This is a genomic window from Hydrogenophaga sp. L99 (assembly GCF_058731905.1).
This window is the reverse complement of sequence record NZ_CM178972.1, coordinates 879,950-901,824: the sequence shown is the minus strand read 5'-3', so window position 1 is coordinate 901,824 and position 21,875 is coordinate 879,950. Positions and strand designations below refer to the sequence as shown.

Sequence of the window (21,875 nt, the reverse complement as noted above, 5' to 3'; positions counted from 1 at the left end):
TTCAGACGTTGGCCGTGGCCATGCGGGTCTTGTGTTCGATGTAGTGCTCGAACTCAGGCCGGAAGTGTTTGATCATGGCGCGCACCGGCATCGCCGCTGCGTCGCCCAGGGCGCAAATGGTGCGCCCCATGATGTTCTCTGCCACGTTGTCCAGCAAAGCCATGTCAGCCGGCTTGCCTTCGCCGCGCTCAATGCGGTCCACCAAGCGCCAGAGCCAACCCGTGCCTTCGCGGCAAGGTGTGCACTGGCCACAGCTTTCGTGCATGTAGAAGTAAGACAAGCGCTTGAGGGATTCGACCATGCATCGGCTATCGTCCATCACGATCACGGCACCAGAGCCCAGCATCGAGCCGGCTTTGGAAATCGAGTCGTAGTCCATCGTGCATTCCATCATGATCGACGCAGGCAACACGGGCGACGAAGAACCGCCAGGAATCACCGCTTTGAGCTTGCGCCCTTTGCGCACGCCACCGGCAAGTTCCAGCAGCTTGGAAAACGGCGTCCCCATGGGAACCTCAAAGTTACCCGGGCTCTCCACGTCACCACTGACGGAGAAAATCTTGGTCCCACCGTTGTTGGGCTTGCCACATTCCAGATAGGCCTGACCACCGTTGCGGATGATCCAAGGAACAGCCGCAAAGGTTTCGGTGTTGTTGATCGTGGTGGGCTTGCCATACAAGCCAAAGCTGGCTGGAAATGGAGGCTTGAAACGTGGCTGGCCTTTTTTGCCTTCAAGGGATTCAAGCAGCGCAGTTTCCTCACCGCAAATGTAGGCACCAAAGCCATGGAACGCATGCAGCTGGAAGCTGAAGTTGCTGCCCATGATGTTGTTACCCAACAAGCCTGCAGCACGGGCCTCTTCCAACGCTGCTTCGAAGCGGTCGTAGGCTTCAAAAATTTCGCCGTGAATGTAGTTGTAACCCACGCTGATACCCATGGCGAAGGCGGCAATCGCCATACCCTCGATCACGATGTGCGGGTTGTACATCAGGATGTCGCGGTCTTTGCAGGTGCCAGGCTCGCCCTCGTCCGAATTGCAAACCAGGTATTTTTGGCCCGGGAACTGGCGCGGCATGAAGCTCCACTTCAGGCCGGTCGGGAATCCTGCGCCGCCACGTCCACGCAACGCCGACTCTTTCAGCGTTGCAATCACCTGGTCCTGCGTCAAACCGGCCACACCGGTGTCGGGATTCGGTGCCGAACCGTCCTGCCCCAAGATTTTGCGCAAGGCTTGGTAGCCACCCCGTGCTTCGTAATCTTTGAGCGACCAGTTGCTGCCGTTCAAATCTGCGTAAATCTGCGGATTGATATGACGACCGTGAAAACACGTTTGCACGCCGGTGGCGCGAAACTGAGAAAAAATTTGCTCGGCGTTCATGTCACTTTGCCTCCGTCGACCGCAAGCCGTCGATCAGCTGGTCGAGTTTGTCGTTGCTCATGAAACTGCACATGTGGCGGTCATTAACCAGCATCACAGGTGAGTCGGCGCAAGCACCCAGACACTCGCTCTGCTGCAAGGTGAACATGCCATCGGGTGTGGTACCGCCCATGGTGACACCGAGTTTGTGCTCCAAGTGTTTCAGCGCTTTGTTGCCATCGCGCAGCTGACATGGCAGGTTGGTGCACACGTTGAGCTTGAACTTGCCCACCGGGTGCTGGTTGTACATGTTGTAGAAGGTGGTTACTTCATGCACGGCAATCGGCGCCATACCCAGGTATTGCGCGATCGCCTTTTCAGCTTCCAGGCTCACATGACCTTGCTCTTGTTGCACGATTGACAGACAGGCCATCACAGCGGACTGGGCCTGGTCAGCAGGGTACTTGGCAACTTCGCGCGCGAAGCGCTGCAGGGTGGCTTCGGGCAGCGATGCCGTTTGCACAGTTTTGATGCCGGAGATCATCGGTCAATCTCTCCAAAAACGATGTCCATGGTGCCAATGATGGCCACCGCGTCTGCAAGCATGTGGCCTCGGGCCATCTCGTCCATGGTGGCCAGATGCGCAAAGCCAGGAGCGCGAATTTTTAAACGGTAGGGCTTGTTGGCGCCATCGCTCACAAGGTAAATGCCGAACTCACCTTTGGGATGCTCCACCGCGGCATAGGCCTCGCCCTCGGGCACATGAAAGCCTTCGGTGAACAACTTGAAGTGGTGGATCAACTCTTCCATGTTCGACTTCATCGATTCACGCGATGGAGCGGCCACTTTGTGGTTGTCGGTGATCACGGGGCCAGGGTTGGCGCGCAACCATTTCACACATTGCTCGATGATGCGGTTCGACTGCTTCATCTCTTCCATGCGGACGAGGTAACGGTCATAGCAATCACCCGTCTTACCCACCGGGATGTCGAACTCCATCTGATCGTAGACATCGTAAGGCTGGGTCTTGCGCAAATCCCACGCGATACCGGAACCACGCAGCATGGGGCCGGTCATGCCCAGACTCAACGCACGCTCGGGCGTCACCACACCAATACCCACCGTGCGCTGTTTCCAGATACGGTTGTCGGTGAGCAGCGTGTGGTATTCACCCAGATAGGTGGGGAAACGCTTGGTGAAATCGTCGATGAAGTCGAGCAATGAACCCTGGCGGTTGGTGTTCAACTCGGCCATGGCCTTGGCATTGCGGATCTTGCTCACGCGGTACTGCGGCATGGTGTCCGGTAGATCGCGGTAAACACCGCCGGGACGGAAGTAAGCCGCGTGCATGCGAGCACCTGACACCGCCTCGTACATGTCGAACAGGTCTTCGCGCTCACGAAAAGCGTAGATCAGGATGGTCGAGCTGCCGCAATCGTTGCCATGCGAACCGAGCCACATCAGGTGGTTCATCAGGCGCGTGATTTCCGAGAACATTACCCGGATGTATTGGGCACGAATAGGCACTTCAATGCCCAACAGCTTCTCAATCGCCAGACAGTAAGCGTGCTCGTTGCACATCATGGACACGTAGTCCAGGCGATCCATGTAGGGCAGCGACTGGATGAAGGTCTTGCTCTCGGCCAGCTTTTCGGTTGCACGGTGCAGCAGGCCAATGTGCGGGTCGGCGCGTTGCACAACCTCGCCATCGAGCTCCAATACCAGGCGCAACACGCCGTGGGCAGCCGGGTGCTGCGGTCCGAAGTTCAGGGTGTAGTTTTTGATTTCAGCCATGGGTATTCCGGTTCGCCTGCGGCTCAGTGCAACCCGCCGTAATTGTCTTCACGGATCACGCGCGGCGTGATCTCTCGCGGCTCGATGCTCACCGGCTCGTACACCACACGCTGGCGCGTGGCGTCGTAGCGCATTTCCACATGACCCGAAAGCGGGAAATCCTTGCGGAAAGGGTGGCCAATGAAACCGTAGTCGGTCAAAATGCGGCGCAGGTCGTCATGCCCCTCAAACACGATGCCAAACAGATCAAACGCCTCGCGCTCGTACCAGTTGGCAGAGGCCCACAGCGACGTGACCGAGGCCAGCACCGGGAAATCTTCTTGCGGGCAAAACACCCGCACGCGCAAGCGCTGGTTGAGACTGACCGACAACAAGTGAACCACCGCAGCAAACCGCAAACCTTCCCAACGCCCATCGCCGTAGGTCTGGTAGTCCATGCCACACAAATCAATCAGCTGCTCGAAACGCGCAACAGGCGCGTCACGCAGGCTTTTCATGACATCGAAATAGCTGGCAGCACTCACCGTCAGAGTCACTTCACCACGCTCTACCGTGATCGACTCGGCACGGTCACCCAGCAAAGCAGCAAGAGAAGCTTGAACCGCCTCAGGCGAAGTGGCGTAGGGCGCGTGTGTATCGCTCATGAAAAGACTTTCTGGGCTCGAACCGGATAGATCACAACAGGCACTCAGGCCCGCGCAATGGTGTTGGTGCGCCGAATTTTTTGCTGCAACTGGATGATCCCGTAAAGCAAAGCTTCTGCCGTAGGCGGACAGCCCGGCACATACACATCCACAGGCACGATGCGGTCACAACCACGAACCACCGAGTAGCTGTAGTGGTAATACCCGCCACCGTTGGCGCAAGAACCCATGGACAACACCCAACGCGGCTCAGCCATCTGGTCGTAGACCTTGCGCAGAGCCGGCGCCATTTTGTTGCACAGCGTACCCGCCACAATCATCAGATCTGACTGGCGCGGGCTGGCGCGAAACACTTCGGCACCAAATCGACCAAGATCGTAACGGGCCGTGGCTGCATGCATCATTTCAACCGCACAACAGGCCAAGCCAAACGTCATCGGCCACAGCGAACCCGTCTTGGCCCAGTTCACCACCGAGTCATAACTGGTGGTGACGAAACCCTCTTTGAATACGCCTTCAATCATGAACAGCTCCGGTGTTTGCGCGTGAGGATTGCATACTCATTCCCAATCCAGCGCGCCTTTTTTCCACTCGTAAGCAAAGCCCACGGTCAGAATAGCCAGAAAAACCACCCCAGCCAGAAAGCCCGTCAGACCAATGTCCGAAAACGCCACAGCCCAAGGAATCAAAAATGCAATTTCCAGATCGAACAAAATGAACAGAATAGCCACCAGGTAGTAGCGCACGTCAAACTTCATTCGAGCGTCTTCGAACGCCTCAAATCCGCATTCGTAAGGAGAATTTTTTTCCGCGTCGGGGCGGTTGGGGCCGAGTATGTAGCCCAGAACCTGCGGAATGATCCCGACCGCAACACCCACCAAAATGAACAAGAGTACGGGAAGGTATTGCTCGAGACTCATCTTGGTAAGTTCCGCTGACATGGCGCATGGGCCATGTTGTCCAAAGATTGGTGCCGACGGCGAGACTCGAACTCGCACAGCTTTCGCCACTACCCCCTCAAGATAGCGTGTCTACCAATTTCACCACGTCGGCTAGGTCTGCATTGTCGGGCTCACGAGGGACTGTGTGAACCTTGTCGACAACCGTTAGAGTTTACCCTGAAACAACCCCGTTTTTCAGGGCGTGCGGTGGATTTTCACTGCAATTCAAGACTGCAAAGGCCAGCCGAATTCAATACCCACCACACGCAGGATTCATGCAGCTTACTTGGCTGGAATTTGTGCCGCACCGGTGCCCGTAGGTTGCGTGTCCACCACAGCCGGCGCGGGCACTTCACCCGTGCCCTGGCCCGGAATTTGTGCAGAGGCGGGTACGTCGGCTGGCAGCACCGAGCCTTCGAGCACGCTGCCCGACGCTGGCGCTTCGCGCAGGTTGCCAAAATACGCCAAACCGAGTGTGCAGGTGAGGAACACACCGGCCAGCACGGCGGTGGTGCGTGACAGGAAGTTGGCACCACCTGAGGCGCCAAACAGACTGGCCGAACCAGCACCGCCACCGAAGGCTGCGCCAGCGTCGGCGCCTTTGCCGTGCTGCATCAAGATCAGGCCAATCATGCCGAGTGCGGAAAGAAGCTGCACCGCAAGAAGGATGGTCAACAAAACATTCATTTTTTTCTCCGGAAATAGGTAAGTGGTCAGATGCGCTTAGTGCGCAGCCGCCACGATCTGCAAAAAGTCGGCCGCCTTGAGCGAGGCACCACCAATCAGACCGCCATCAATGTCTGGTTGCGCCAGCAGACTGGCCGCATTGGCCGCATTCATGCTGCCGCCATACAAGATGTGCACCCGCTCGGGGTGCTGTGTAGCGGCCGAGAGTTGGGCACGCAACACGGCATGCACTTGCTGTGCCATTTCTGGCGTAGCGGTTTGGCCGGTCCCGATGGCCCACACGGGTTCGTAGGCCACCACAATTTCACTGGTGCAATGCGCCACAGCATGTATCACAGCAGCCAACTGGCGCTTGACCACCGATTCGGTTTGCCCGGCTTCGCGCTCGGCCAGGGTTTCACCCACACACACGATGGGCGTGATGCCGAGTGCCAGCGCACGTTGCGCCTTGGTGGCCACCGTGGCGTCCGTTTCACCATGGTATTGGCGGCGCTCTGAGTGACCCACGATCGCGTAACGGCAGGCGAAATCGCGCAACATGGCGGCGCTGACCTCACCGGTGTAGGCGCCCTGCTCGTGCGCGGAAACGTCTTGAGCGCCCCAAGCGATCGCGCTGTCCTTGAGCAGGGCTTGCAGCTGCGCCAGGTAGGGTGCAGGCGCACACAAGGCCATGTCTGCCGCGGGCTCGGTGCCTTGCAGACCTTCGAGCATGGCTTTGACCAGCGCCTCGTTGGCAGCCAGTGAGCCGTTCATTTTCCAGTTACCTGCGATGAGTTTTTTCATAGCTTTCTCTCGAGCACGGCGTTCAGCCAGCGATCAGGACCATGTCAAGACCAGCTTGCCGATGTGTTGGTTGGACTCCATCAGCGTGTGCGCCGATGCAGCCTCACCCGCGTTGAACACGCGGTAGATGACCGGTTTGATGCGACCACTGGCCAACAGCGGCCAGACGGTGGTGCGCAGACTCTGGGCGATGGCGGTCTTGAAAGCGACCGTGCGTGGACGCAAGGTCGAGCCGGTAATGGTCAACCGCCGGCGCAACACCATGCCGGCATTGATCTCGGCCTTGACGCCACCCTGCACCGCGATGATGACCAAACGGCCATCTTCGGCCAGGCAGTCCAGCTCACGAGCCACATAGGATCCCGCCACCATGTCCAGAATCACATGGACGCCCTGACCTCCGGTGAGCTCAGCCACAGCAGCCACGAAGTCTTGTGTTTTGTAGTTGATCGCGTGGTCGGCACCCAGCGCCAGACATGCGGCGCACTTGTCGTCGCTGCCTGCGGTGGTGATCACCCGCGCACCCAGGGCCTTGGCCATCTGGATGGCGGTCACGCCGATACCACTGGTACCACCCTGGATCAACAGGGTTTCACCAGGCTGCAGTCGCGCGCGGTCAAAAACGTTGCTCCAGACGGTGAAGAAAGTCTCGGGCAAGGTGGCCGCAGCCACATCGTCCAGGCCTTCAGGCACCGGAAGGCACTGCCCGACGGGGGCCACGCAAAACTGCGCATAGCCACCGCCTGCCACCAGCGCACACACCCGGTCGCCCACAGCAAGACCCACAGCCGCCATGGCGGCCGCGTCACCCGACTCGATGACACCCGCCACTTCAAGGCCGGGAATGTCAGAGGCGCCGGGTGGTACCGGGTAGTTACCGGTTCGCTGCAGCACATCAGGCCGGTTCACACCCGACGCGCTCACACGAATGAGCACCTCGCCCTCGCCCGCTACGGGCATGGGGCGTTCGGTCAACCGCAACACGTCGGGTGCGCCGTAGGCGCTGATTTCAACCGCTTGCATGGCCAGAAAACCCCGTCTTATTGCTGCTGTTGCTGCTGACCCTGGTCGCCGCTGTTGCGGTCGATCAGCGCTTTCATGGACAGCTTGACGCGGCCTTTTTCGTCGGTCTCCAGCACCTTGACTTTGACGATCTGACCTTCGCTCAGGTAGTCGGTCACGCGCTCAACGCGCTCGTGGGCGATCTGGCTGATGTGCAGCAGACCGTCTTTGCCGGGCAGCAAGTTGATCAGCGCACCGAAGTCCAGGATCTTGGTGACCGGGCCTTCGTAGACCTTGCCGATTTCGACTTCGGCGGTGATCTGCTGAATACGGCGCTTGGCTTCATCAGCCTTGGCGCTGTCGGTCGATGCGATGGTGATGGTGCCGTCTTCGTCGATGTTGATCTGGGTGCCAGTCTCTTCGGTCAGCGCACGGATCACCGAGCCGCCTTTGCCGATCACGTCACGGATCTTCTCGGGGTTGATCTTCATGGTGAACAGCTTGGGCGCGAAGTTGGACACTTCGGTCTTGGCTTCGCCCATGGCTTCCTGCATCTTGCCCAGAATGTGCATGCGGGCTTCTTTGGCCTGAGCCAGCGCAACCTGCATGATTTCCTTGGTGATGCCCTGGATCTTGATGTCCATCTGCAGCGCCGAGATGCCGTTGGTGGTGCCAGCAACCTTGAAGTCCATGTCGCCCAGGTGGTCTTCGTCACCCAGGATGTCGGTCAGCACGGCGAAACGGTTGCCGTCCTTGATCAGACCCATGGCGATACCGGCCACATGGGCCTTCATGGGCACACCAGCGTCCATCAGCGCCAGGCAGCCGCCGCAGACCGAAGCCATCGACGAGGAACCATTGGACTCGGTGATTTCCGAGACCAGGCGCATCGTGTAAGGGAAGTCTTCTTTGCTGGGCAGCGCGGCGATCAGCGCACGCTTGGCCAGGCGGCCGTGGCCGATTTCGCGGCGCTTGGGCGTACCAAAGCGGCCAGCTTCACCAGTGGCGAAGGGAGGCATGTTGTAGTGCAGCATGAAGCGGTCTTCGAACTCGCCAGCCAGTGCGTCAATGCGCTGAGCGTCGCGGTCGGTACCGAGCGTGGCCACGACCAGCGCCTGGGTTTCACCGCGGGTGAACAGCGACGAGCCGTGGGTGCGGGGCAGCACGCTGTTGCGGATTTCGATGGCGCGCACAGTGCGGGTATCGCGGCCGTCGATGCGGGGCTCGCCAGCCAGAATTTGGCCGCGCACGATCTTGGCTTCGATCTCAAACAACAAAGCTTCAATCGCCACGCCGTCAAAGGCCACGCCTTCGGCTTTCAGGCTCGCCATGACGTCGGCATAAGCCGTGCGGCAGGCCTGGGTGCGGGCCTGCTTGTTGCGAATCTGGTAGGCGGCTTCGAGTTTGGCCTTGGCCAGGCCGTCGATCTTGGCGATCAGGGCTTCGTCTTTGGCAGGCGCTCGCCAGTCCCAGACCGGCTTGCCAGCGTCGCGCACCAACTCGTTGATGGCGGCAATGGCGATATTGCCCTGCTCGTGACCAAACACCACGGCGCCGAGCATGATCTCTTCGGACAGCTGATCGGCTTCTGATTCCACCATCAGCACGGCGCCTTGCGTACCAGCGACCACCAGGTCAAGCTGGCTGTCTTTCAACTGGGTCTGACCCGGGTTGAGCACGTACTGGCCGTTGATGTAACCCACGCGGGCTGCACCAATGGGGCCGTTGAACGGGATACCGGACACCGACAGGGCTGCGGACGTGGCGATCATGGCCGCGATGTCGGCCTGCACTTCGGGGTTCAGGCTGACCACGTGCACGATGACCTGGACTTCGTTGTAGAAGCCTTCAGGAAACAGGGGGCGGATGGGGCGGTCGATCAGGCGGCAGGTCAGCGTTTCGAGTTCGCTGGGGCGGCCTTCGCGCTTGAAGAAGCTGCCGGGGATCTTGCCGGCGGCGTACGACTTTTCGGTGTAGTCCACCGTCAGCGGGAAGAAGTCTTGACCGGCCTTGGCATCGGTCTTGGCGACCACGGTGGCGAGCACCACGGTGTCGTCGATGTTGACAACCACAGCGCCAGTGGCCTGGCGGGCGATTTCGCCGGTTTCCATGGTGACCGTGTGCTGGCCCCACTGGAAGGTCTTGGTGACTTTATTGAACATGCTCATGGGTTTTCTCCTATGGGCCACCCAGCAGAACTGGCGGGCGGCATGGCGTGCAGACCATCTGCACAAAACCCGGAAACACAACCCAGAACACGATGCCATTCCAGAGCCGCTGAACACCGCACGGGCGCGGCCATCAACACCTTTGGAATGACACAGCTTCGCTCTGTTGTTGCTGCTCCGGAATCAAAAAACGTGGCTGACAAACAAAAAACGCCCGAGCCAGCGAACCAACTCAGGCGTTTTGCGTGTCATGCCGTACTCAAAATTACTTGCGCAGGCCCAGCTTGGCGATCAGGGCGATATAGCGCTGAGCGTCTTTGGACTTCAGGTAGTCCAGCAGCTTGCGGCGGCGGCTCACCATGCGCAGCAGACCACGGCGACCGTGGTGGTCTTTGGCGTGGGTCTTGAAGTGGGGGGTCAGCTCGTTGATGCGGGCGGTCAAAATAGCGACCTGCACTTCCGGGCTACCGGTGTCGTTGGCGGCGCGGGCGTTGTCCGCAACAACGGCGGCTTTGATGGTTTTTTCGATCATGTTGAATTCCTTGGGGTGACATGCGTCCCGTCGCAGCCTGCCAGCGCACGGAACGCCAGGCCTGACCGCCGCAACGGGCGTGAGTTGCCGTCTAACCAGACAGCAACCGACAATTATAGCCCAGTCGCTTTTGAACGCTGGTCTCGCAGCCAGGCCTGCAAACGCTCGACGCCCTGCACGAGGCGCTGCGGGTCGCGGCTGGCAAAACACCACCGCAGCCAGCCCGCCGCTTCAGGGCCAAAAGCGCTGCCCGGCGCCAGGCCCAGGCCGGCCTCGCGCACCAACCGCTTCGCCACATCCAGGCAGTCGGGCTGGCCTTCCAGTCGAAAGAAAGCGTACATGCCGCCTTTCGGCATGGCCAGCGTGACGCCGGGTATGGCTTGCAACAGCGGCACCAGGGTGTCGCGGCAGGTTTGCAGGTGGGCCACCAGCGCGGGTGTCACGTCGTCACCGCGCTGCAGCGCCACCACGGCAGCGCGCTGGGTGAACACCGGGGCGCACGAGGTGTTGAACTCAATCAGCTTGCCCACGGCGTGCGTCAGCGCGGGCGGCAACACCAGCCAGCCCAGGCGCCAACCGGTCATGAGGAAGCTCTTGGAAAAACTGTGGGCAACGATCAGGCGGTCGTCCGGTTCGGCTACATCCAGAAAGCTGGGCGCGGCGCCATTGGCGCTGTCAGCGGCGTAATACAGCCGCTCATAAACTTCGTCCGCCAGCACCCAGGTGCCGGTGCGGCGGCAGTGCGCCAGGATGGCGGCCTGCTCGTCGCGGCTGAGCGTCCAGCCGGTCGGGTTGTTGGGCGCGTTCACGATCAGCAAACGCGTGGCCGGGGTGATGGCCGCCAGCAGGGCAGTCATGTCGAGCACCCAGGCGCCCGCGTTGTCGCCGGCGTCGGCCACGGTCAACGACACGGTTTTGACCCGCGCGCTCATGATTTGCGGCTGCGCCACCAGGTTGGGCCAGGCGGGCGTGACCACCACCACCTCGTCACCCGCCTCCACCAGCGCCTGTGACGCCAGCATGAGGCCATTGACGCCGCCCGAGGTGACGGCGATGCGGTCAAACCAATGGTCGACGCCGCGCCCAGGATGCAGGCCATGGGTGTAGACCGCAATCGCCTGGCGCAACTCGGGCAGCCCCAGGTTGTGGGCGTAAAAGGTCTCGCCCAGCTGCAGCGAGGCAATGGCCGCTTCGCGGATGAAAGCCGGCGTGACCTCGTCGCTTTCGCCAAACCAGAACTTGAGCACGTCCGGGCGGCCCAGACCTTCGTTGGCCACTTCGCGGATGCGCGACTCTTCCAGGTTCTCAACCACTTGACGCATCAGTCATTTCCTTTGTTCGAGACCCTTCCGGACGGCGGGAGGGTCATGGTCGAACCATGTTACAGCTGTGTGGCTGCTCGGCCTGCTGGGGGCTGATGCTGCGGATGACACGAAAACCATAGCCCGAGCCTTCGACATCGAACCTCACACCGGGCGCGCCCTGGCGGTCCATGACCGCCACCGTCAGCGGCTGCTGAAACTGGTGGTCGGCGGCGCGCATGCGGGCGCGCTGGCCGGCAAAGGTGACGTCGGCTTTTTCGAGCTGGGCGGCGATGTTGGCGGCGTTGATCGGGCTGCCATCGGCGCCCGCGCGCCCAATGGCCTGCGCCAGCGACTCGATCATGAGCTGCATGCGCATGTGCACATAGTCCTCTTCGGGCTTGGGAAAACGCTGGCGGAAGGCTTGGTAGAAGGCTTCCGACTCGCGCGTGGCCACGTTGGGGAACCAGTCGGCCACGGCCACCACCTTGCCGATACCCGCATCGCCAATGGCCGCAGGCGCACCCAGCGCGTTGCCATAGAAGGTGTAAAACGTGCCTTCAAAACCCACTTCGCGAGCGGCTTTCACCAGCAGCGTCAGGTCGTTGCCCCAGTTGCCGGTGAGCACGGCCTGGGCGCCGCTGGCCTTGATTTTGTTGGCATAGGGCAAAAAGTCTTTCACCCGCGCCATGGGGTGCAGTTCGTCGCCCACAATTTTCACGTCGGGCCGCTTGGCCGCCAGCTGGTTGCGCGCTTCGCGCAGCACCGCCTGGCCAAAGCTGTAGTCCTGACCGATCAGGTAGATGTTTTTCAGCGCGGCGTCTTCACGCAGCACGCTCATGAGCGCGGTCATGCGCATGTCGGCATGGGCGTCAAACCGGAAATGCCAGTAGCTGCACTTTTCGTTGGTCAGCACCGGGTCAACCGCCGAGTAGTTGAGAAACACCACCTGGCGCGACGGATCGCGTTCGTTGTGCTTGTTCAAGGCATCAATCAGGCCCGACGCGGCTGCCGAGCTGTTGCCCTGGGTCACGATGGTGATGTTGCGGTCGATGGCGGAACGCAGGGCCGACAGGGCCTCTTCGGTCTGGCCTTTGCTGTCAAAGCGCTCGATCTGCAAGGGGCGGTTGCCGCCGGGCAGCTTGACACCGCCGCGCGCATTCACACGCTCGGTGGCCCACACCAGGTTGCGGAACACGGCCTCGCCGGTGTTGGCAAATGGACCCGAAAGGCCTTCGATCATGCCGATGCGAATCGGGGATGCGCCAGCGGTTTGAACGGCTGGCTGCGCGGCCACCGGCAGGCTCAGACAGGCCGCCATGGCCAGCGCCCAGGTGGTGCAGCGCCGGCGCGAAGAAGATGACAAAACGGGTTTCATACGGGTTCCGGTGAAGGTGGGCTGGCGGGTGGCCGGCACAGTTCCCAGGCGGGGTCCAGCCGCCCCAATGGGAGCGAGACCCGTGACGCGCTGGGTCGGGGTGGCGCAGTGTAATTCATAATTAACTTTGCCCAGCCACCGATTTTTGCAGGCCGATGGTCAGCCGCTCATGGCCGAAATGAGCCGCCCGAAGCCTTGCAAATCGGGTGCCAGGCCGATCAGGCGCTGGCTTGTGCCAGCTCGGCCAACGGCCACCGGGGCCGCACGTCAAAGCGGTAGCCGCTGGCGGCAAACGGCTCGTCACCGGTGAAGGCCAGACCGGCCTGGGCCCGCAGGCCAGCGGCCAGGGCGATCATGGCGCCGTTGTCGGTGCACAGATGCAGCTCGGGGTAGTGCACGCGCAGACCGCTCTTGGCGCAAGCGGCATTGAGCTGCTCACGCAGCAGCGCGTTGGCGCCCACACCGCCCGCCACGACCAGGCGGCGCAGGCCGGTCAGCTTGACCGCGGCCAGCGACTTTTTGACCAGCACCTCCACAATGGCGGCCTGCACGCAGGCGGCCACGTCGGCCTTTTGCTGCAGGCTCAGCGGGTCGGCCAGGTGCGTGGTAGCCGGGCCGTCCATGCTGGCGTGGGCCAGCCGCTTCACCTGGGTCAACACCGCCGTTTTCAGACCGGCAAACGAAAAGTCGAGGTCGCCGCTGTGCAGCAGCGGGCGCGGCAGCTTGTAGGCCAGCGCATCGCCCTGCTCGGCCAGCTTGGACAGCGCAGGCCCGCCGGGGTAACCCAGGCCGAGCAGCTTGGCCGACTTGTCGAACGCCTCGCCGGCGGCATCGTCGATGGTTTCGCCCAACAGTTCGTAGCGCCCCACGCCGTCCACCCGCATCAGCTGGGTGTGGCCGCCCGACACCAGCAGCGCCACAAACGGAAACTCAGGCGGGTCGGCGCTGAGAAACGGCGACAACAAATGCCCTTCCAAGTGGTGCACGCCCAGCACCGGCTTGCCCAGGGCAAAGCCCAGCGCGCAGGCCACGCCCGAACCCACCAGCAAAGCGCCCGCCAGGCCCGGCCCGCGGGTGTAGCCCACCGCGTCCACCGCCGCCAGCGGCAGCCCGGCCTGGGTCAACACGGCGTCGGTCAAAGGCAGCACGCGCCGTATGTGGTCGCGGCTGGCCAGTTCGGGCACCACGCCGCCATAGGCCTGGTGCATGTCAATCTGGCTGTGCAGGGCATGGCCCAGCAGCCGGGGCGTGCCGGTGCCGCTGGCGTCCACCAGGGCCACGCCGGTTTCGTCACAAGACGATTCGATTCCCAAAATCAGCATGCCCGGAGTGTACGGGGCGGCACCGTCGCAGGTGGGTACCCGCCCTCACCGCCCCACCCAAGGCGGCATGTTTGTTGCATACAGCGTCCCCAACATCCCTTGCACTTCATGAAATCTGGTTTGAATTTTCTCGTCGCAGCCAAACGCTGCGAAATCGCTGAGCTGCAGGCGCTGGCGCTCACCAGCGCGCTGGTGAACGTGACCGGGCGGCTGGTGCACGGGCTGCAGCGCGAGCGCGGGCTGTCCAACCTGTACCTGGGCTCGAACGGCGCCCGGTTTGCGCCCGAGCGCCAGGTGCAGATCGGCGAATGCCAGGGCCTTGAAAGCGACCTGCGCGCCTGCTTTGACAGCCTGGACACCGAATCAGCCTCGGTGGGCAATGGCGCGCGGCTGTTCAGCCGCATCGCCTATGTGCTGCACGGGCTGGACGCCCTGCCCGGCCTGCGGGCACAGATTGAAAGCCAGGCCTGGGCGGCCCGCCAAGCCACCGAAGCCTATGTGCGGCTGATTGCCGGGCTGCTGGCGGTGGTGTTTGAAGCGGCCGACAGCGCAACGGACCCGGAGATTTCCCGCCTGCTGGTGGCCCGCTTCAACTTCATGCAGGGCAAGGAATTTGCCGGGCAAGAGCGCGCAGCCGGCTCGGCGCTGTATGCCAGCGGGCGGGCTGAAACCAGCGAGCAGCAGCGATTGCTGCACCTGATCGACTCGCAAGAGCGCTGCCTGCAGGTGTTCACCGATTTTTCCAGCACCGCGCTGGGTGCGTTGTGGACACAAAACCAGCCCAGCGCCACGCTGGCGGAGCTGGAGCGCATGCGACGCGTGTTGTGCACAGCAACACATGGCGCAGCGCTGGACGCAAAACAGAGCCAGGCCTGGTTTGACTGCTGCAGCCAGCGCATGGACCGCATGAAGCTGGTGGAAGACCAGCTGGCCCAAGAGCTGTTGCATGTGTGCAAAGACAAGATTGGCGCAGCCCACCGCGACCTGGAAAACTTCACGGCCCTGAGCGCCTCAGCGCCCCGCGAATCGGACGCGCTGTCGTTCTTCAAAGACACGCAACCAGCGGGGAGCACCGTGGGCCTGAGCAACAACGCGGGGGCCGCCGGCCTCGCGCCGCCGCAAGGCTATGGGCTGCACCTGGAACGATCGATTCTGGAGCTGGTGCAAGAGCAGGCCCGGCGCCTGCAAAGCATGGGCGACGAGCTCGACACCGTGCGCGCCAGCCTGAACGAACGCAAGCTGGTGGAGCGCGCCAAGGGTCTGCTGATGGCGCACCGCCAGCTGAGCGAAGAGGAGGCGCACAAAACCATGCGCCAGATGGCCATGAACCAGAACCGGCGGCTGATTGAAGTAGCCGAAGCGGTGCTGGCCATGGCCGAGGTGTTGCCGGAGCGGCGCCGCTGAAACCGCCTGCGTGCAGAGGTATTGCTGCAGTGCACAAAGACCGTGCCTGCCGCGCACCATGCACCAAAAAGAGGCTCCCTCAATGTGCAAAAAGCCGCTGTCAACATGCTGCTGCGCGAAACATCGCGCGACCTGCTGGTTGTCTTTTTTCAATGAAATCAAGGCTTTGAAACGGAACCCCCGCGTTAACCCTTGGCCTGGCATGGTCCCTGCTTTAAACCAAGCGAAGGAGTTTGCGCCAACGGCGGCGTGAACCCCGAAGTCTCCCCAGACACTGGACAACGGCGTCCATCACCGACTCGCTCACCGCGGGTCAGGCGATGGGCGCCGTTTTGTTTGGGTCACCGTTTTTTCATCAGCAAGGAGTTGGACATGAGCGCACACACCACCACACCAGCCGCAGACAGCGCAACCCGCAAGACCGACGCTGCCTCGCGCCGCGACTTCATGAAAAAGGGGGCTGCCACGGCCACCTTCTTCTCCACCCTGGGCCACAGCGGCGTCTGGGCTGCAGGATCCGATGCACCCGAGAAGGCTGAAGTCAAGATCGGCTTCATCCCGCTGACCGATTGCGCCAGCGTGGTGATGGCTTCGGTGCTGGGCTTTGACAAGAAGTACGGCGTGAAGATCGTGCCGAGCAAGGAAGCCAGCTGGGCCGGTGTGCGCGACAAACTGGTCAATGGCGAGCTTGACTTTGCCCACGTGCTGTACGGCCTGGTCTACGGCGTGCACATGGGCACCGCCGGCCCCAAGAAAGACATGGCCGTGCTCATGAGCCTGAACAACAACGGCCAGGCCATCACGCTCTCGAAAGCACTGGCCGACAAGGGCGCGGTAGACGGCGCGTCGCTGGCCAAATACATGGCCGCCAACAAGCGCGACTACACCTTCGCCGGCACCTTCCCCACCGGCACGCACGCCATGTGGATGCACTACTGGCTGGCCGCCGCCGGCATCAACCCACTCTCGGGCGCGCGCCTGATCACGGTGCCGCCGCCGCAGATGGTGGCCAACATGCGCATCGGCAACATGGACGGCTTCTGCGTCGGTGAGCCCTGGAACCACCGCGCCATCATGGACGGCGTGGGCGTGACCGCCAACACCACACAGGACATCTGGCGCGACCACCCCGAGAAGGTGCTGGGCACCACGGCCGAGTTCACCAAGAAGTACCCCAACACCACGCGCGCCGTGATGATGGCCGTGCTCGAAGCCAGCCGCTGGATCGACGCCGGCCTGCAGAACAAGATGAAGATGGCTGAGACCGTGGCTCAGAAGTCGTACATCAACACCGGTGTGGACGCGATCAACCAGCGCATCCTGGGCCGTTACCAGAACGGCATGGGCAAGACCTGGGACGACCCGAACCACATGAAGTTCTTCAACGACGGCAAGGTCAACTTCCCCTACCTGTCCGACGGCATGTGGTTCCTCACGCAGCACAAGCGCTGGGGCCTAATCAAGAGCCACCCCGACTACCTCGGCATCGCCAAGCAGATCAACCAGATCGATCTGTACAAGTCGGTCGCCAGCGCCATGGGCATCAGCGTGCCCAAGGACCCGATGCGCAGCAGCAAGCTGATGGACGGTGTGGTGTGGGACGGCAAAGACCCCGCGAAGTACGCCGATGGGTTCGCCATCAAGGCCTGACCCACACCCTCTGCACTTCGCACGCCCCCTCAGGGGGGCATCGCTGGCGGCCCGGCAAAGCCGGTTCCGCGGCGATCTGGGTTGAAAGCATTTCGCTCGTTGCACTGAAAGGACATCCACCATGGTTGCCGCTGTTTTTCACTCTCCGCTGGAGGCGCCGCTTGCACCGGCCGCCGACTCCAACGCTTCTGCCTCCGTCAAAGCCATGACCAGCACCCCCGCACCCACCCCCCGCAAAACCGCACGCGACTTTCGGGGCCTTTGGATGGCGGTGCTGCCACCGGTGATGGGACTGGCCTGCCTGGTGTTGCTGTGGCAACTGATCGCCAGCACGGGCAACAGCGGTATTCCGAAGCCTTTGGAAACCTGGACCCAGGCGGTGCAGGTGTTTTCCGACCCGTTCTACAGCAACGGTCCGAACGATCAGGGCGTGGGCTGGAACGTGTTGGCCTCGCTGCAGCGCGTGGCCATCGGCTTCGGTCTGGCGGCAGCGGTCGGCATACCCGCCGGCTTTGCCATCGGCCGCTTCGAGTTCCTGAGCCGCATGTTCAACCCGCTCATCAGTCTGCTGCGCCCGGTGTCGCCGCTGGCCTGGCTGCCCATTGGCCTGCTGGTGTTCAAGGGTGCCGACCCGGCCGCCATCTGGACCATCTTCATCTGCTCCATCTGGCCCATGATCATCAACACCGCGGTGGGCGTGCAGCGCGTCCCGCAGGACTACATGAACGTGGCGCGCGTGCTCAACCTGAGCGAGTGGAAGATCTTCACCAAGATCCTGTTCCCCGCCGTGCTGCCCTACCTGCTGACCGGCGTGCGCCTGGCGGTGGGCACGGCCTGGCTGGTGATCGTGGCGGCCGAAATGCTGACCGGCGGCGTGGGCATTGGCTTCTGGGTCTGGGACGAGTGGAACAACCTCAATGTGTCCAGCATCATCATCGCGATTTTCGTCATCGGCATCGTGGGCCTGCTGCTCGAATTCGCGCTCATCAAGATCGCCACCCTGTTCACGTTTGAAGAAGTGAAGAGCTGAGGGGTCCGTTCGGGCTGGGCTTGCCCTTCGACAGGCTCAGGACGATCGGACCACGCAATCCCGTTCGGGCTGAGCTTGTCGAAGCCCTCACACATCGCTTGCGTTCGCTGCCCTTCGACAGGCTCAGGGCGAACGGTTTGGAGATTCACATGCAAGAGAACCGCTACATCGACATCCAGCACGTCGAACAGACCTTCAAGACCAAGAAGGGCAGCTTCCCCGCCCTGCGCGACATCAACCTGTCGGTGGCCAAGGGTGAGTTCGTGGCGCTCATTGGGCACTCGGGCTGCGGCAAGTCCACCTTGCTCAACCTGATTGCCGGGCTGACCACCCCCACCCAGGGCGTGCTGCTGTGCGCCGACCGCGAGATCGCCGGCCCCGGCCCCGAGCGCGCGGTGGTGTTCCAGAACCATTCGCTGCTGCCCTGGCTCACGTGTTTCGAAAACGTGTACCTGGCCGTGGAGCGCGTGTTTGCCGCCACCGAAAACAAAGCCCAGCTGAAGACGCGCACCGAGGCCGCGCTGGCCCTGGTGGGCCTGATGCCCGCCGCCCAGAAACGCCCTGGCGAAATCTCGGGCGGCATGAAGCAACGCGTGGGCATTGCCCGCGCCCTTTCCATGGAACCCAAGGTGCTGCTCATGGACGAACCCTTTGGCGCGCTCGACGCCCTCACCCGCGCCAAGCTGCAAGACGAGTTGCTGGACATCGTGGCACGCACGCACAGCACGGTGGTGATGGTGACCCACGACGTGGACGAAGCGGTGCTGCTCAGCGACAAGATCGTGATGATGACCAACGGCCCCGCCGCCACCATTGGCGAGGTGTTGAGCGTGGACCTGCCGCGTCCGCGCAGCCGTGTGGCCCTGGCCGACGACCCGCAGTATCTGCAGCACAGAAAAGCGGTCATTGACTTCCTCTACACGCGCCAGGCGCATGTGGAAAAAGTGGCTTGAGGAGAACCCCATGGACATGCGAGTGAACCCCAAAGCGAAACTGAAGCTGGTGATGGTGGGCAACGGCATGGCCGGCGTGCGCACTCTGGAAGAGCTGCTGAAGATCGCGCCCGACCTCTACGACATCACGGTGTTTGGCGCCGAGCCGCACCCCAACTACAACCGCATCCTGCTCAGTCCCGTACTGGCCGGTGAGCAGACCCTGGACGAGATCGTGCTCAACGACTGGTCCTGGTACACCGACAACAGCGTGACCCTGCACGCGGGTTGCAAGGTGACCGAGGTGGACCGCGTCAAGCGCGTGGTGCACGGTGTGGGCCCGGCCGGTGAGGCGGTGAGTGCCGGCTACGACCGCCTGATCATGGCCACCGGCTCCAACCCGTTCATGCTGCCCATACCGGGCAAAGACTTGGGCGGCGTGCTGGCATACCGCGACATTGCCGACACCCAGGCCATGATCGACGCGGCCACCACCTACAAGCACGCGGTGGTGATTGGCGGCGGCCTGCTGGGCCTGGAGGCGGCCAACGGCCTGATGAAGCGCGGCATGAGCGTGAGCGTGGTGCATGTGGGCCCGTGGCTCATGGAACGCCAGCTGGACGATGTGTCGGGCAAGCTATTGCAGGGTTCGCTGGAAGAGCGCGGCATGCGGTTTTTGATGGGTGCGCAAACGCAAGAACTGGTGGGCGGCGAGAACGGTCGCGTCAAATCCGTGAAGTTCAAGGACGGCACCGAAGTGGCCGCCGACCTGGTGGTGATGGCGGTGGGCATTCGCCCCAACACGGCGCTGGCCGAAAGCATGCGGCTGCATGTGAACAAGGGCATTGTGGTCAGCGACACGCTGCAAACCGTGACCGATCCGCGCATTTACGCGGTGGGCGAATGCGCGGCGCACCGCGGCATTGCCTACGGCCTGGTGGCACCGCTGTTTGAGCAGGGCAAGGTGCTGGCCACACACCTGGCCGAGTTCGGCATTGGCCGCTACACCGGTTCGCTCACGTCCACCAAGCTCAAGGTCACAGGCATTGACCTGTTTTCCGCTGGCAACTTCATGGGCGGCGACAACACCGAAGAAATCGTGATGAGCGACCCGGCCAGCGGGGTTTACAAAAAGCTGGTGATTCAGGACGACAAGCTGGTGGGCGCCTGCCTGTACGGCGACACGGTGGACGGCAGCTGGTACTTCAAGCTGCTGCGCGAAGGCCGCAAGGTCAGCGACATCCGCGACAAGCTGATGTTTGGCGAGTCGAACATCGGCGACACCGGGCACCAGGGCCACAGCAAGGCCGCTGCCATGGCCGACACGGACGAGGTGTGCGGCTGCAACGGCGTGACCAAGGGCGCGATCTGCAAGGCCATCAAAGACAAAGGGCTGTTCACGCTGGAAGATGTGCGCAAAAACACCAAGGCCAGCGCGTCGTGCGGCTCGTGCACCGGCCTGGTCGAACAAATTTTGATGTTCACCGCCGGCGGTGACTATTCGGCCACGCCCAAGCTCAAGGCCATGTGCGGTTGCACCGAACACGGCCACGAAGCGGTGCGCGAAGCCATTCGCACGCCACTGGCCAACGGCAGCAAGCTGCTGACCACGGCACAGGTGTTTTCGCACCTGGGCTGGAAGACGCCCAACGGCTGCGCCAGCTGCCGCCCGGCCGTCAACTACTACCTGATCAGCACCTGGCCCAAGGAAGCCAAAGACGACCCGCAGAGCCGCTACATCAACGAGCGCTCGCACGCCAACATCCAGAAAGACGGCACCTACAGCGTGATCCCGCGCATGTGGGGCGGCGAGACCACGGCCGACGAGCTGCGCCGCATCGCCGACGCGGTGGACAAGTACAACATCCCGACGGTGAAGGTGACGGGTGGCCAGCGTATTGACTTGCTGGGCGTGAAAAAAGAAGACTTGCAGGCGGTGTGGAAAGACATTGGCATGCCCAGCGGCCACGCCTACGCCAAAGCACTGCGCACGGTGAAGACCTGCGTGGGCAGCGAGTGGTGCCGCATGGGCACGCAAGACAGCACCCAGATGGGCAAAGACCTGGAGCGCGCGATGTGGCGCATGTACGCGCCGCACAAGGTGAAGTTTGCGGTGAGCGGTTGCCCGCGCAACTGCGCCGAGAGCGGTATCAAGGACGTGGGCATCATCGGCGTGGACAGTGGCTGGGAAATGTACGTGGGCGGCAATGGCGGCATCAAAACGGAGGTGGCCCACTTCTTTGCCAAGCTCAAGACCGCCGAAGAAGTGATGGAGTACACCGGCGCCTTCATGGAGCTGTACCGCACCGAGGGCTGGTACCTGGAGCGCACGGTGCATTACATCAACCGCGTGGGCCTGGACTACGTGAAAAAGAAAATTTTGGACGACGCCGAAGGCCGCAAGGCGCTTTGGGAGCGCCTGCAGTTTGCGCTGGACGGCGAACCCGATCCGTGGTTTGACTTCCAGGAAGCGGCGGTAGACACGCGCCAGTTCATTCCCATCAAAGCCGTTCAGGCCACCACCGAAGGGAGCGCCGCATGAGCCACAACCCCTGGACATACATCTGCCGCGTGGAAGACATCCCCGTGCTCGGCTCGCGCCGCGTCGCGCGCGAACAGGGCCTGGACGTGGCCGTGTTCCGCAACGACCAGAACGAAGTCTTCGCACTGCTCGACCGCTGCCCGCACAAGGGCGGCCCGCTGTCGCAAGGCATCGTGTTTGGCACCAGCGTGGCTTGCCCGCTGCACAACTGGACCATTGGCCTGTGCACCGGCCAGGCCGCCGCGCCGGACGAAGGCTGCACGCCCAAGTTCAGCGTGAAGGTAGAGGACGGCCAGGTGTTTCTGGACGCCAGCGAGCTGGCCACCCAGGCCACCGATCTGGTGCGCCCCGTCGCCGGCCCCTTGCGCCGTGTCTTGTCCCCTCTCCCCCTGGGAGAGGGCTAGGGTG

20 protein-coding genes and 1 tRNA gene are annotated in these 21,875 nt (G+C 62.3%); 6 read left to right on the top strand and 15 right to left on the bottom strand.

The window, feature by feature from the left end:
- Nucleotide 1 precedes the first annotated feature (1 nt).
- The 15 genes from nuoF to tsaD all read right to left on the bottom strand — a co-directional run bounded on the left by nuoF (nucleotide 2) and on the right by tsaD (nucleotide 13,909).
- Complete coding sequence (nuoF, locus tag AC4QBL_RS04360; protein WP_472899375.1) at nucleotides 2-1,378, bottom strand: NADH-quinone oxidoreductase subunit NuoF; 1,377 nt, start codon at nucleotides 1,376-1,378, stop codon at nucleotides 2-4.
- A 1-nt stretch (nucleotide 1,379) separates the two neighbouring features.
- On the bottom strand, nucleotides 1,380-1,901 hold the full coding sequence (gene nuoE / locus AC4QBL_RS04355) for an NADH-quinone oxidoreductase subunit NuoE (protein WP_472899376.1): 522 nt from the start codon (nucleotides 1,899-1,901) through the stop codon (nucleotides 1,380-1,382).
- On the bottom strand, nucleotides 1,898-3,151 hold the full coding sequence (locus AC4QBL_RS04350) for an NADH-quinone oxidoreductase subunit D (RefSeq protein ID WP_472899377.1): 1,254 nt from the start codon (nucleotides 3,149-3,151) through the stop codon (nucleotides 1,898-1,900). The genes nuoE and AC4QBL_RS04350 overlap by 4 nt, the downstream gene beginning before the upstream one ends.
- A gap of 23 nt (nucleotides 3,152-3,174) precedes the next feature.
- Nucleotides 3,175-3,795 carry an NADH-quinone oxidoreductase subunit C gene (locus AC4QBL_RS04345; RefSeq protein WP_472899378.1) on the bottom strand — a complete coding sequence of 207 codons (621 nt, stop codon included), beginning with the start codon at nucleotides 3,793-3,795 and terminating at the stop codon, nucleotides 3,175-3,177.
- Between the two features lie 44 nt (nucleotides 3,796-3,839).
- Entirely contained in the window at nucleotides 3,840-4,319 is a 480-nt protein-coding gene (locus AC4QBL_RS04340; RefSeq protein WP_068175390.1) for a NuoB/complex I 20 kDa subunit family protein, read from the bottom strand.
- Nucleotides 4,320-4,355: 36 nt separating this feature from the next.
- Nucleotides 4,356-4,715 carry an NADH-quinone oxidoreductase subunit A gene (locus AC4QBL_RS04335; RefSeq protein ID WP_439114644.1) on the bottom strand — a complete coding sequence of 120 codons (360 nt, stop codon included), beginning with the start codon at nucleotides 4,713-4,715 and terminating at the stop codon, nucleotides 4,356-4,358.
- Between the two features lie 48 nt (nucleotides 4,716-4,763).
- Nucleotides 4,764-4,848 (bottom strand) — tRNA-Leu (locus tag AC4QBL_RS04330).
- A 170-nt stretch (nucleotides 4,849-5,018) separates the two neighbouring features.
- Nucleotides 5,019-5,423 carry a preprotein translocase subunit SecG gene (gene secG / locus AC4QBL_RS04325; RefSeq protein WP_472906612.1) on the bottom strand — a complete coding sequence of 135 codons (405 nt, stop codon included), beginning with the start codon at nucleotides 5,421-5,423 and terminating at the stop codon, nucleotides 5,019-5,021.
- A 36-nt stretch (nucleotides 5,424-5,459) separates the two neighbouring features.
- Complete coding sequence (gene tpiA, locus AC4QBL_RS04320) at nucleotides 5,460-6,206, bottom strand: triose-phosphate isomerase (RefSeq protein ID WP_472899380.1); 747 nt, start codon at nucleotides 6,204-6,206, stop codon at nucleotides 5,460-5,462.
- Nucleotides 6,207-6,239: 33 nt separating this feature from the next.
- Nucleotides 6,240-7,229: an NAD(P)H-quinone oxidoreductase gene (locus AC4QBL_RS04315; RefSeq protein WP_472899381.1), complete on the bottom strand. Its 990-nt coding sequence runs from the start codon at nucleotides 7,227-7,229 to the stop codon at nucleotides 6,240-6,242.
- Between the two features lie 17 nt (nucleotides 7,230-7,246).
- Entirely contained in the window at nucleotides 7,247-9,376 is a 2,130-nt protein-coding gene (gene pnp / locus AC4QBL_RS04310; RefSeq protein ID WP_472899382.1) for a polyribonucleotide nucleotidyltransferase, read from the bottom strand.
- A gap of 265 nt (nucleotides 9,377-9,641) precedes the next feature.
- Entirely contained in the window at nucleotides 9,642-9,908 is a 267-nt protein-coding gene (gene rpsO, locus AC4QBL_RS04305) for a 30S ribosomal protein S15 (RefSeq protein ID WP_472899383.1), read from the bottom strand.
- A 113-nt stretch (nucleotides 9,909-10,021) separates the two neighbouring features.
- The gene (locus AC4QBL_RS04300) at nucleotides 10,022-11,230 is read right to left on the bottom strand and encodes a pyridoxal phosphate-dependent aminotransferase (protein ID WP_472899384.1); all 1,209 of its coding nucleotides are present in this window, start codon (nucleotides 11,228-11,230) and stop codon (nucleotides 10,022-10,024) included.
- Nucleotides 11,231-11,273: 43 nt separating this feature from the next.
- Nucleotides 11,274-12,587: a branched-chain amino acid ABC transporter substrate-binding protein gene (locus AC4QBL_RS04295; RefSeq protein ID WP_472906611.1), complete on the bottom strand. Its 1,314-nt coding sequence runs from the start codon at nucleotides 12,585-12,587 to the stop codon at nucleotides 11,274-11,276.
- A gap of 218 nt (nucleotides 12,588-12,805) precedes the next feature.
- Nucleotides 12,806-13,909, bottom strand: coding sequence for a tRNA (adenosine(37)-N6)-threonylcarbamoyltransferase complex transferase subunit TsaD (gene tsaD / locus AC4QBL_RS04290; protein ID WP_472906610.1), 1,104 nt, complete (start codon nucleotides 13,907-13,909; stop codon nucleotides 12,806-12,808).
- Between the two features lie 108 nt (nucleotides 13,910-14,017).
- Between tsaD and AC4QBL_RS04285 the strand changes: the two genes are divergently transcribed.
- From AC4QBL_RS04285 to nirD, 6 genes are all read left to right on the top strand, one after another.
- Entirely contained in the window at nucleotides 14,018-15,313 is a 1,296-nt protein-coding gene (locus tag AC4QBL_RS04285; protein ID WP_472906609.1) for a nitrate- and nitrite sensing domain-containing protein, read from the top strand.
- A gap of 447 nt (nucleotides 15,314-15,760) precedes the next feature.
- Nucleotides 15,761-16,963, top strand: a complete 1,203-nt coding sequence (locus AC4QBL_RS04280; protein WP_472906695.1) for a CmpA/NrtA family ABC transporter substrate-binding protein — start codon at nucleotides 15,761-15,763, stop codon at nucleotides 16,961-16,963.
- Nucleotides 16,964-17,084: 121 nt separating this feature from the next.
- Nucleotides 17,085-17,993: a nitrate ABC transporter permease gene (gene ntrB, locus AC4QBL_RS04275; RefSeq protein ID WP_472906608.1), complete on the top strand. Its 909-nt coding sequence runs from the start codon at nucleotides 17,085-17,087 to the stop codon at nucleotides 17,991-17,993.
- A gap of 149 nt (nucleotides 17,994-18,142) precedes the next feature.
- Nucleotides 18,143-18,946, top strand: coding sequence for an ABC transporter ATP-binding protein (locus tag AC4QBL_RS04270; RefSeq protein ID WP_472906607.1), 804 nt, complete (start codon nucleotides 18,143-18,145; stop codon nucleotides 18,944-18,946).
- A 10-nt stretch (nucleotides 18,947-18,956) separates the two neighbouring features.
- Nucleotides 18,957-21,467, top strand: a complete 2,511-nt coding sequence (gene nirB, locus AC4QBL_RS04265; protein ID WP_472906606.1) for a nitrite reductase large subunit NirB — start codon at nucleotides 18,957-18,959, stop codon at nucleotides 21,465-21,467.
- Entirely contained in the window at nucleotides 21,464-21,871 is a 408-nt protein-coding gene (gene nirD / locus AC4QBL_RS04260) for a nitrite reductase small subunit NirD (protein ID WP_472899391.1), read from the top strand. The genes nirB and nirD overlap by 4 nt, the downstream gene beginning before the upstream one ends.
- Nucleotides 21,872-21,875: the final 4 nt, after the last annotated feature.

Bases quoted from the DNA above. Each gene is read 5' to 3' on its own strand.
- AC4QBL_RS04280 (WP_472906695.1), top strand. From the start codon at position 15,761: ATGAAAAAGGGGGCTGCCACGGCCACCTTCTTCTCCACCCTGGGCCAC.
- nirD (WP_472899391.1), top strand. From the start codon at position 21,464: ATGAGCCACAACCCCTGGACATACATCTGCCGCGTGGAAGACATCCCC.
- tpiA (WP_472899380.1), bottom strand. From the start codon at position 6,206: ATGAAAAAACTCATCGCAGGTAACTGGAAAATGAACGGCTCACTGGCT.
- AC4QBL_RS04285 (WP_472906609.1), top strand. From the start codon at position 14,018: ATGAAATCTGGTTTGAATTTTCTCGTCGCAGCCAAACGCTGCGAAATC.
- AC4QBL_RS04340 (WP_068175390.1), bottom strand. From the start codon at position 4,319: ATGATTGAAGGCGTATTCAAAGAGGGTTTCGTCACCACCAGTTATGAC.
- rpsO (WP_472899383.1), bottom strand. From the start codon at position 9,908: ATGATCGAAAAAACCATCAAAGCCGCCGTTGTTGCGGACAACGCCCGC.
- nuoF (WP_472899375.1), bottom strand. From the start codon at position 1,378: ATGAACGCCGAGCAAATTTTTTCTCAGTTTCGCGCCACCGGCGTGCAA.
- pnp (WP_472899382.1), bottom strand. From the start codon at position 9,376: ATGAGCATGTTCAATAAAGTCACCAAGACCTTCCAGTGGGGCCAGCAC.
- AC4QBL_RS04270 (WP_472906607.1), top strand. From the start codon at position 18,143: ATGCAAGAGAACCGCTACATCGACATCCAGCACGTCGAACAGACCTTC.
- AC4QBL_RS04345 (WP_472899378.1), bottom strand. From the start codon at position 3,795: ATGAGCGATACACACGCGCCCTACGCCACTTCGCCTGAGGCGGTTCAA.
- tsaD (WP_472906610.1), bottom strand. From the start codon at position 13,909: ATGCTGATTTTGGGAATCGAATCGTCTTGTGACGAAACCGGCGTGGCC.
- secG (WP_472906612.1), bottom strand. From the start codon at position 5,423: ATGAATGTTTTGTTGACCATCCTTCTTGCGGTGCAGCTTCTTTCCGCA.
- AC4QBL_RS04350 (WP_472899377.1), bottom strand. From the start codon at position 3,151: ATGGCTGAAATCAAAAACTACACCCTGAACTTCGGACCGCAGCACCCG.
- AC4QBL_RS04295 (WP_472906611.1), bottom strand. From the start codon at position 12,587: ATGAAACCCGTTTTGTCATCTTCTTCGCGCCGGCGCTGCACCACCTGG.
- nirB (WP_472906606.1), top strand. From the start codon at position 18,957: ATGGACATGCGAGTGAACCCCAAAGCGAAACTGAAGCTGGTGATGGTG.
- ntrB (WP_472906608.1), top strand. From the start codon at position 17,085: ATGGTTGCCGCTGTTTTTCACTCTCCGCTGGAGGCGCCGCTTGCACCG.
- AC4QBL_RS04300 (WP_472899384.1), bottom strand. From the start codon at position 11,230: ATGCGTCAAGTGGTTGAGAACCTGGAAGAGTCGCGCATCCGCGAAGTG.
- nuoE (WP_472899376.1), bottom strand. From the start codon at position 1,901: ATGATCTCCGGCATCAAAACTGTGCAAACGGCATCGCTGCCCGAAGCC.
- AC4QBL_RS04315 (WP_472899381.1), bottom strand. From the start codon at position 7,229: ATGCAAGCGGTTGAAATCAGCGCCTACGGCGCACCCGACGTGTTGCGG.
- AC4QBL_RS04335 (WP_439114644.1), bottom strand. From the start codon at position 4,715: ATGAGTCTCGAGCAATACCTTCCCGTACTCTTGTTCATTTTGGTGGGT.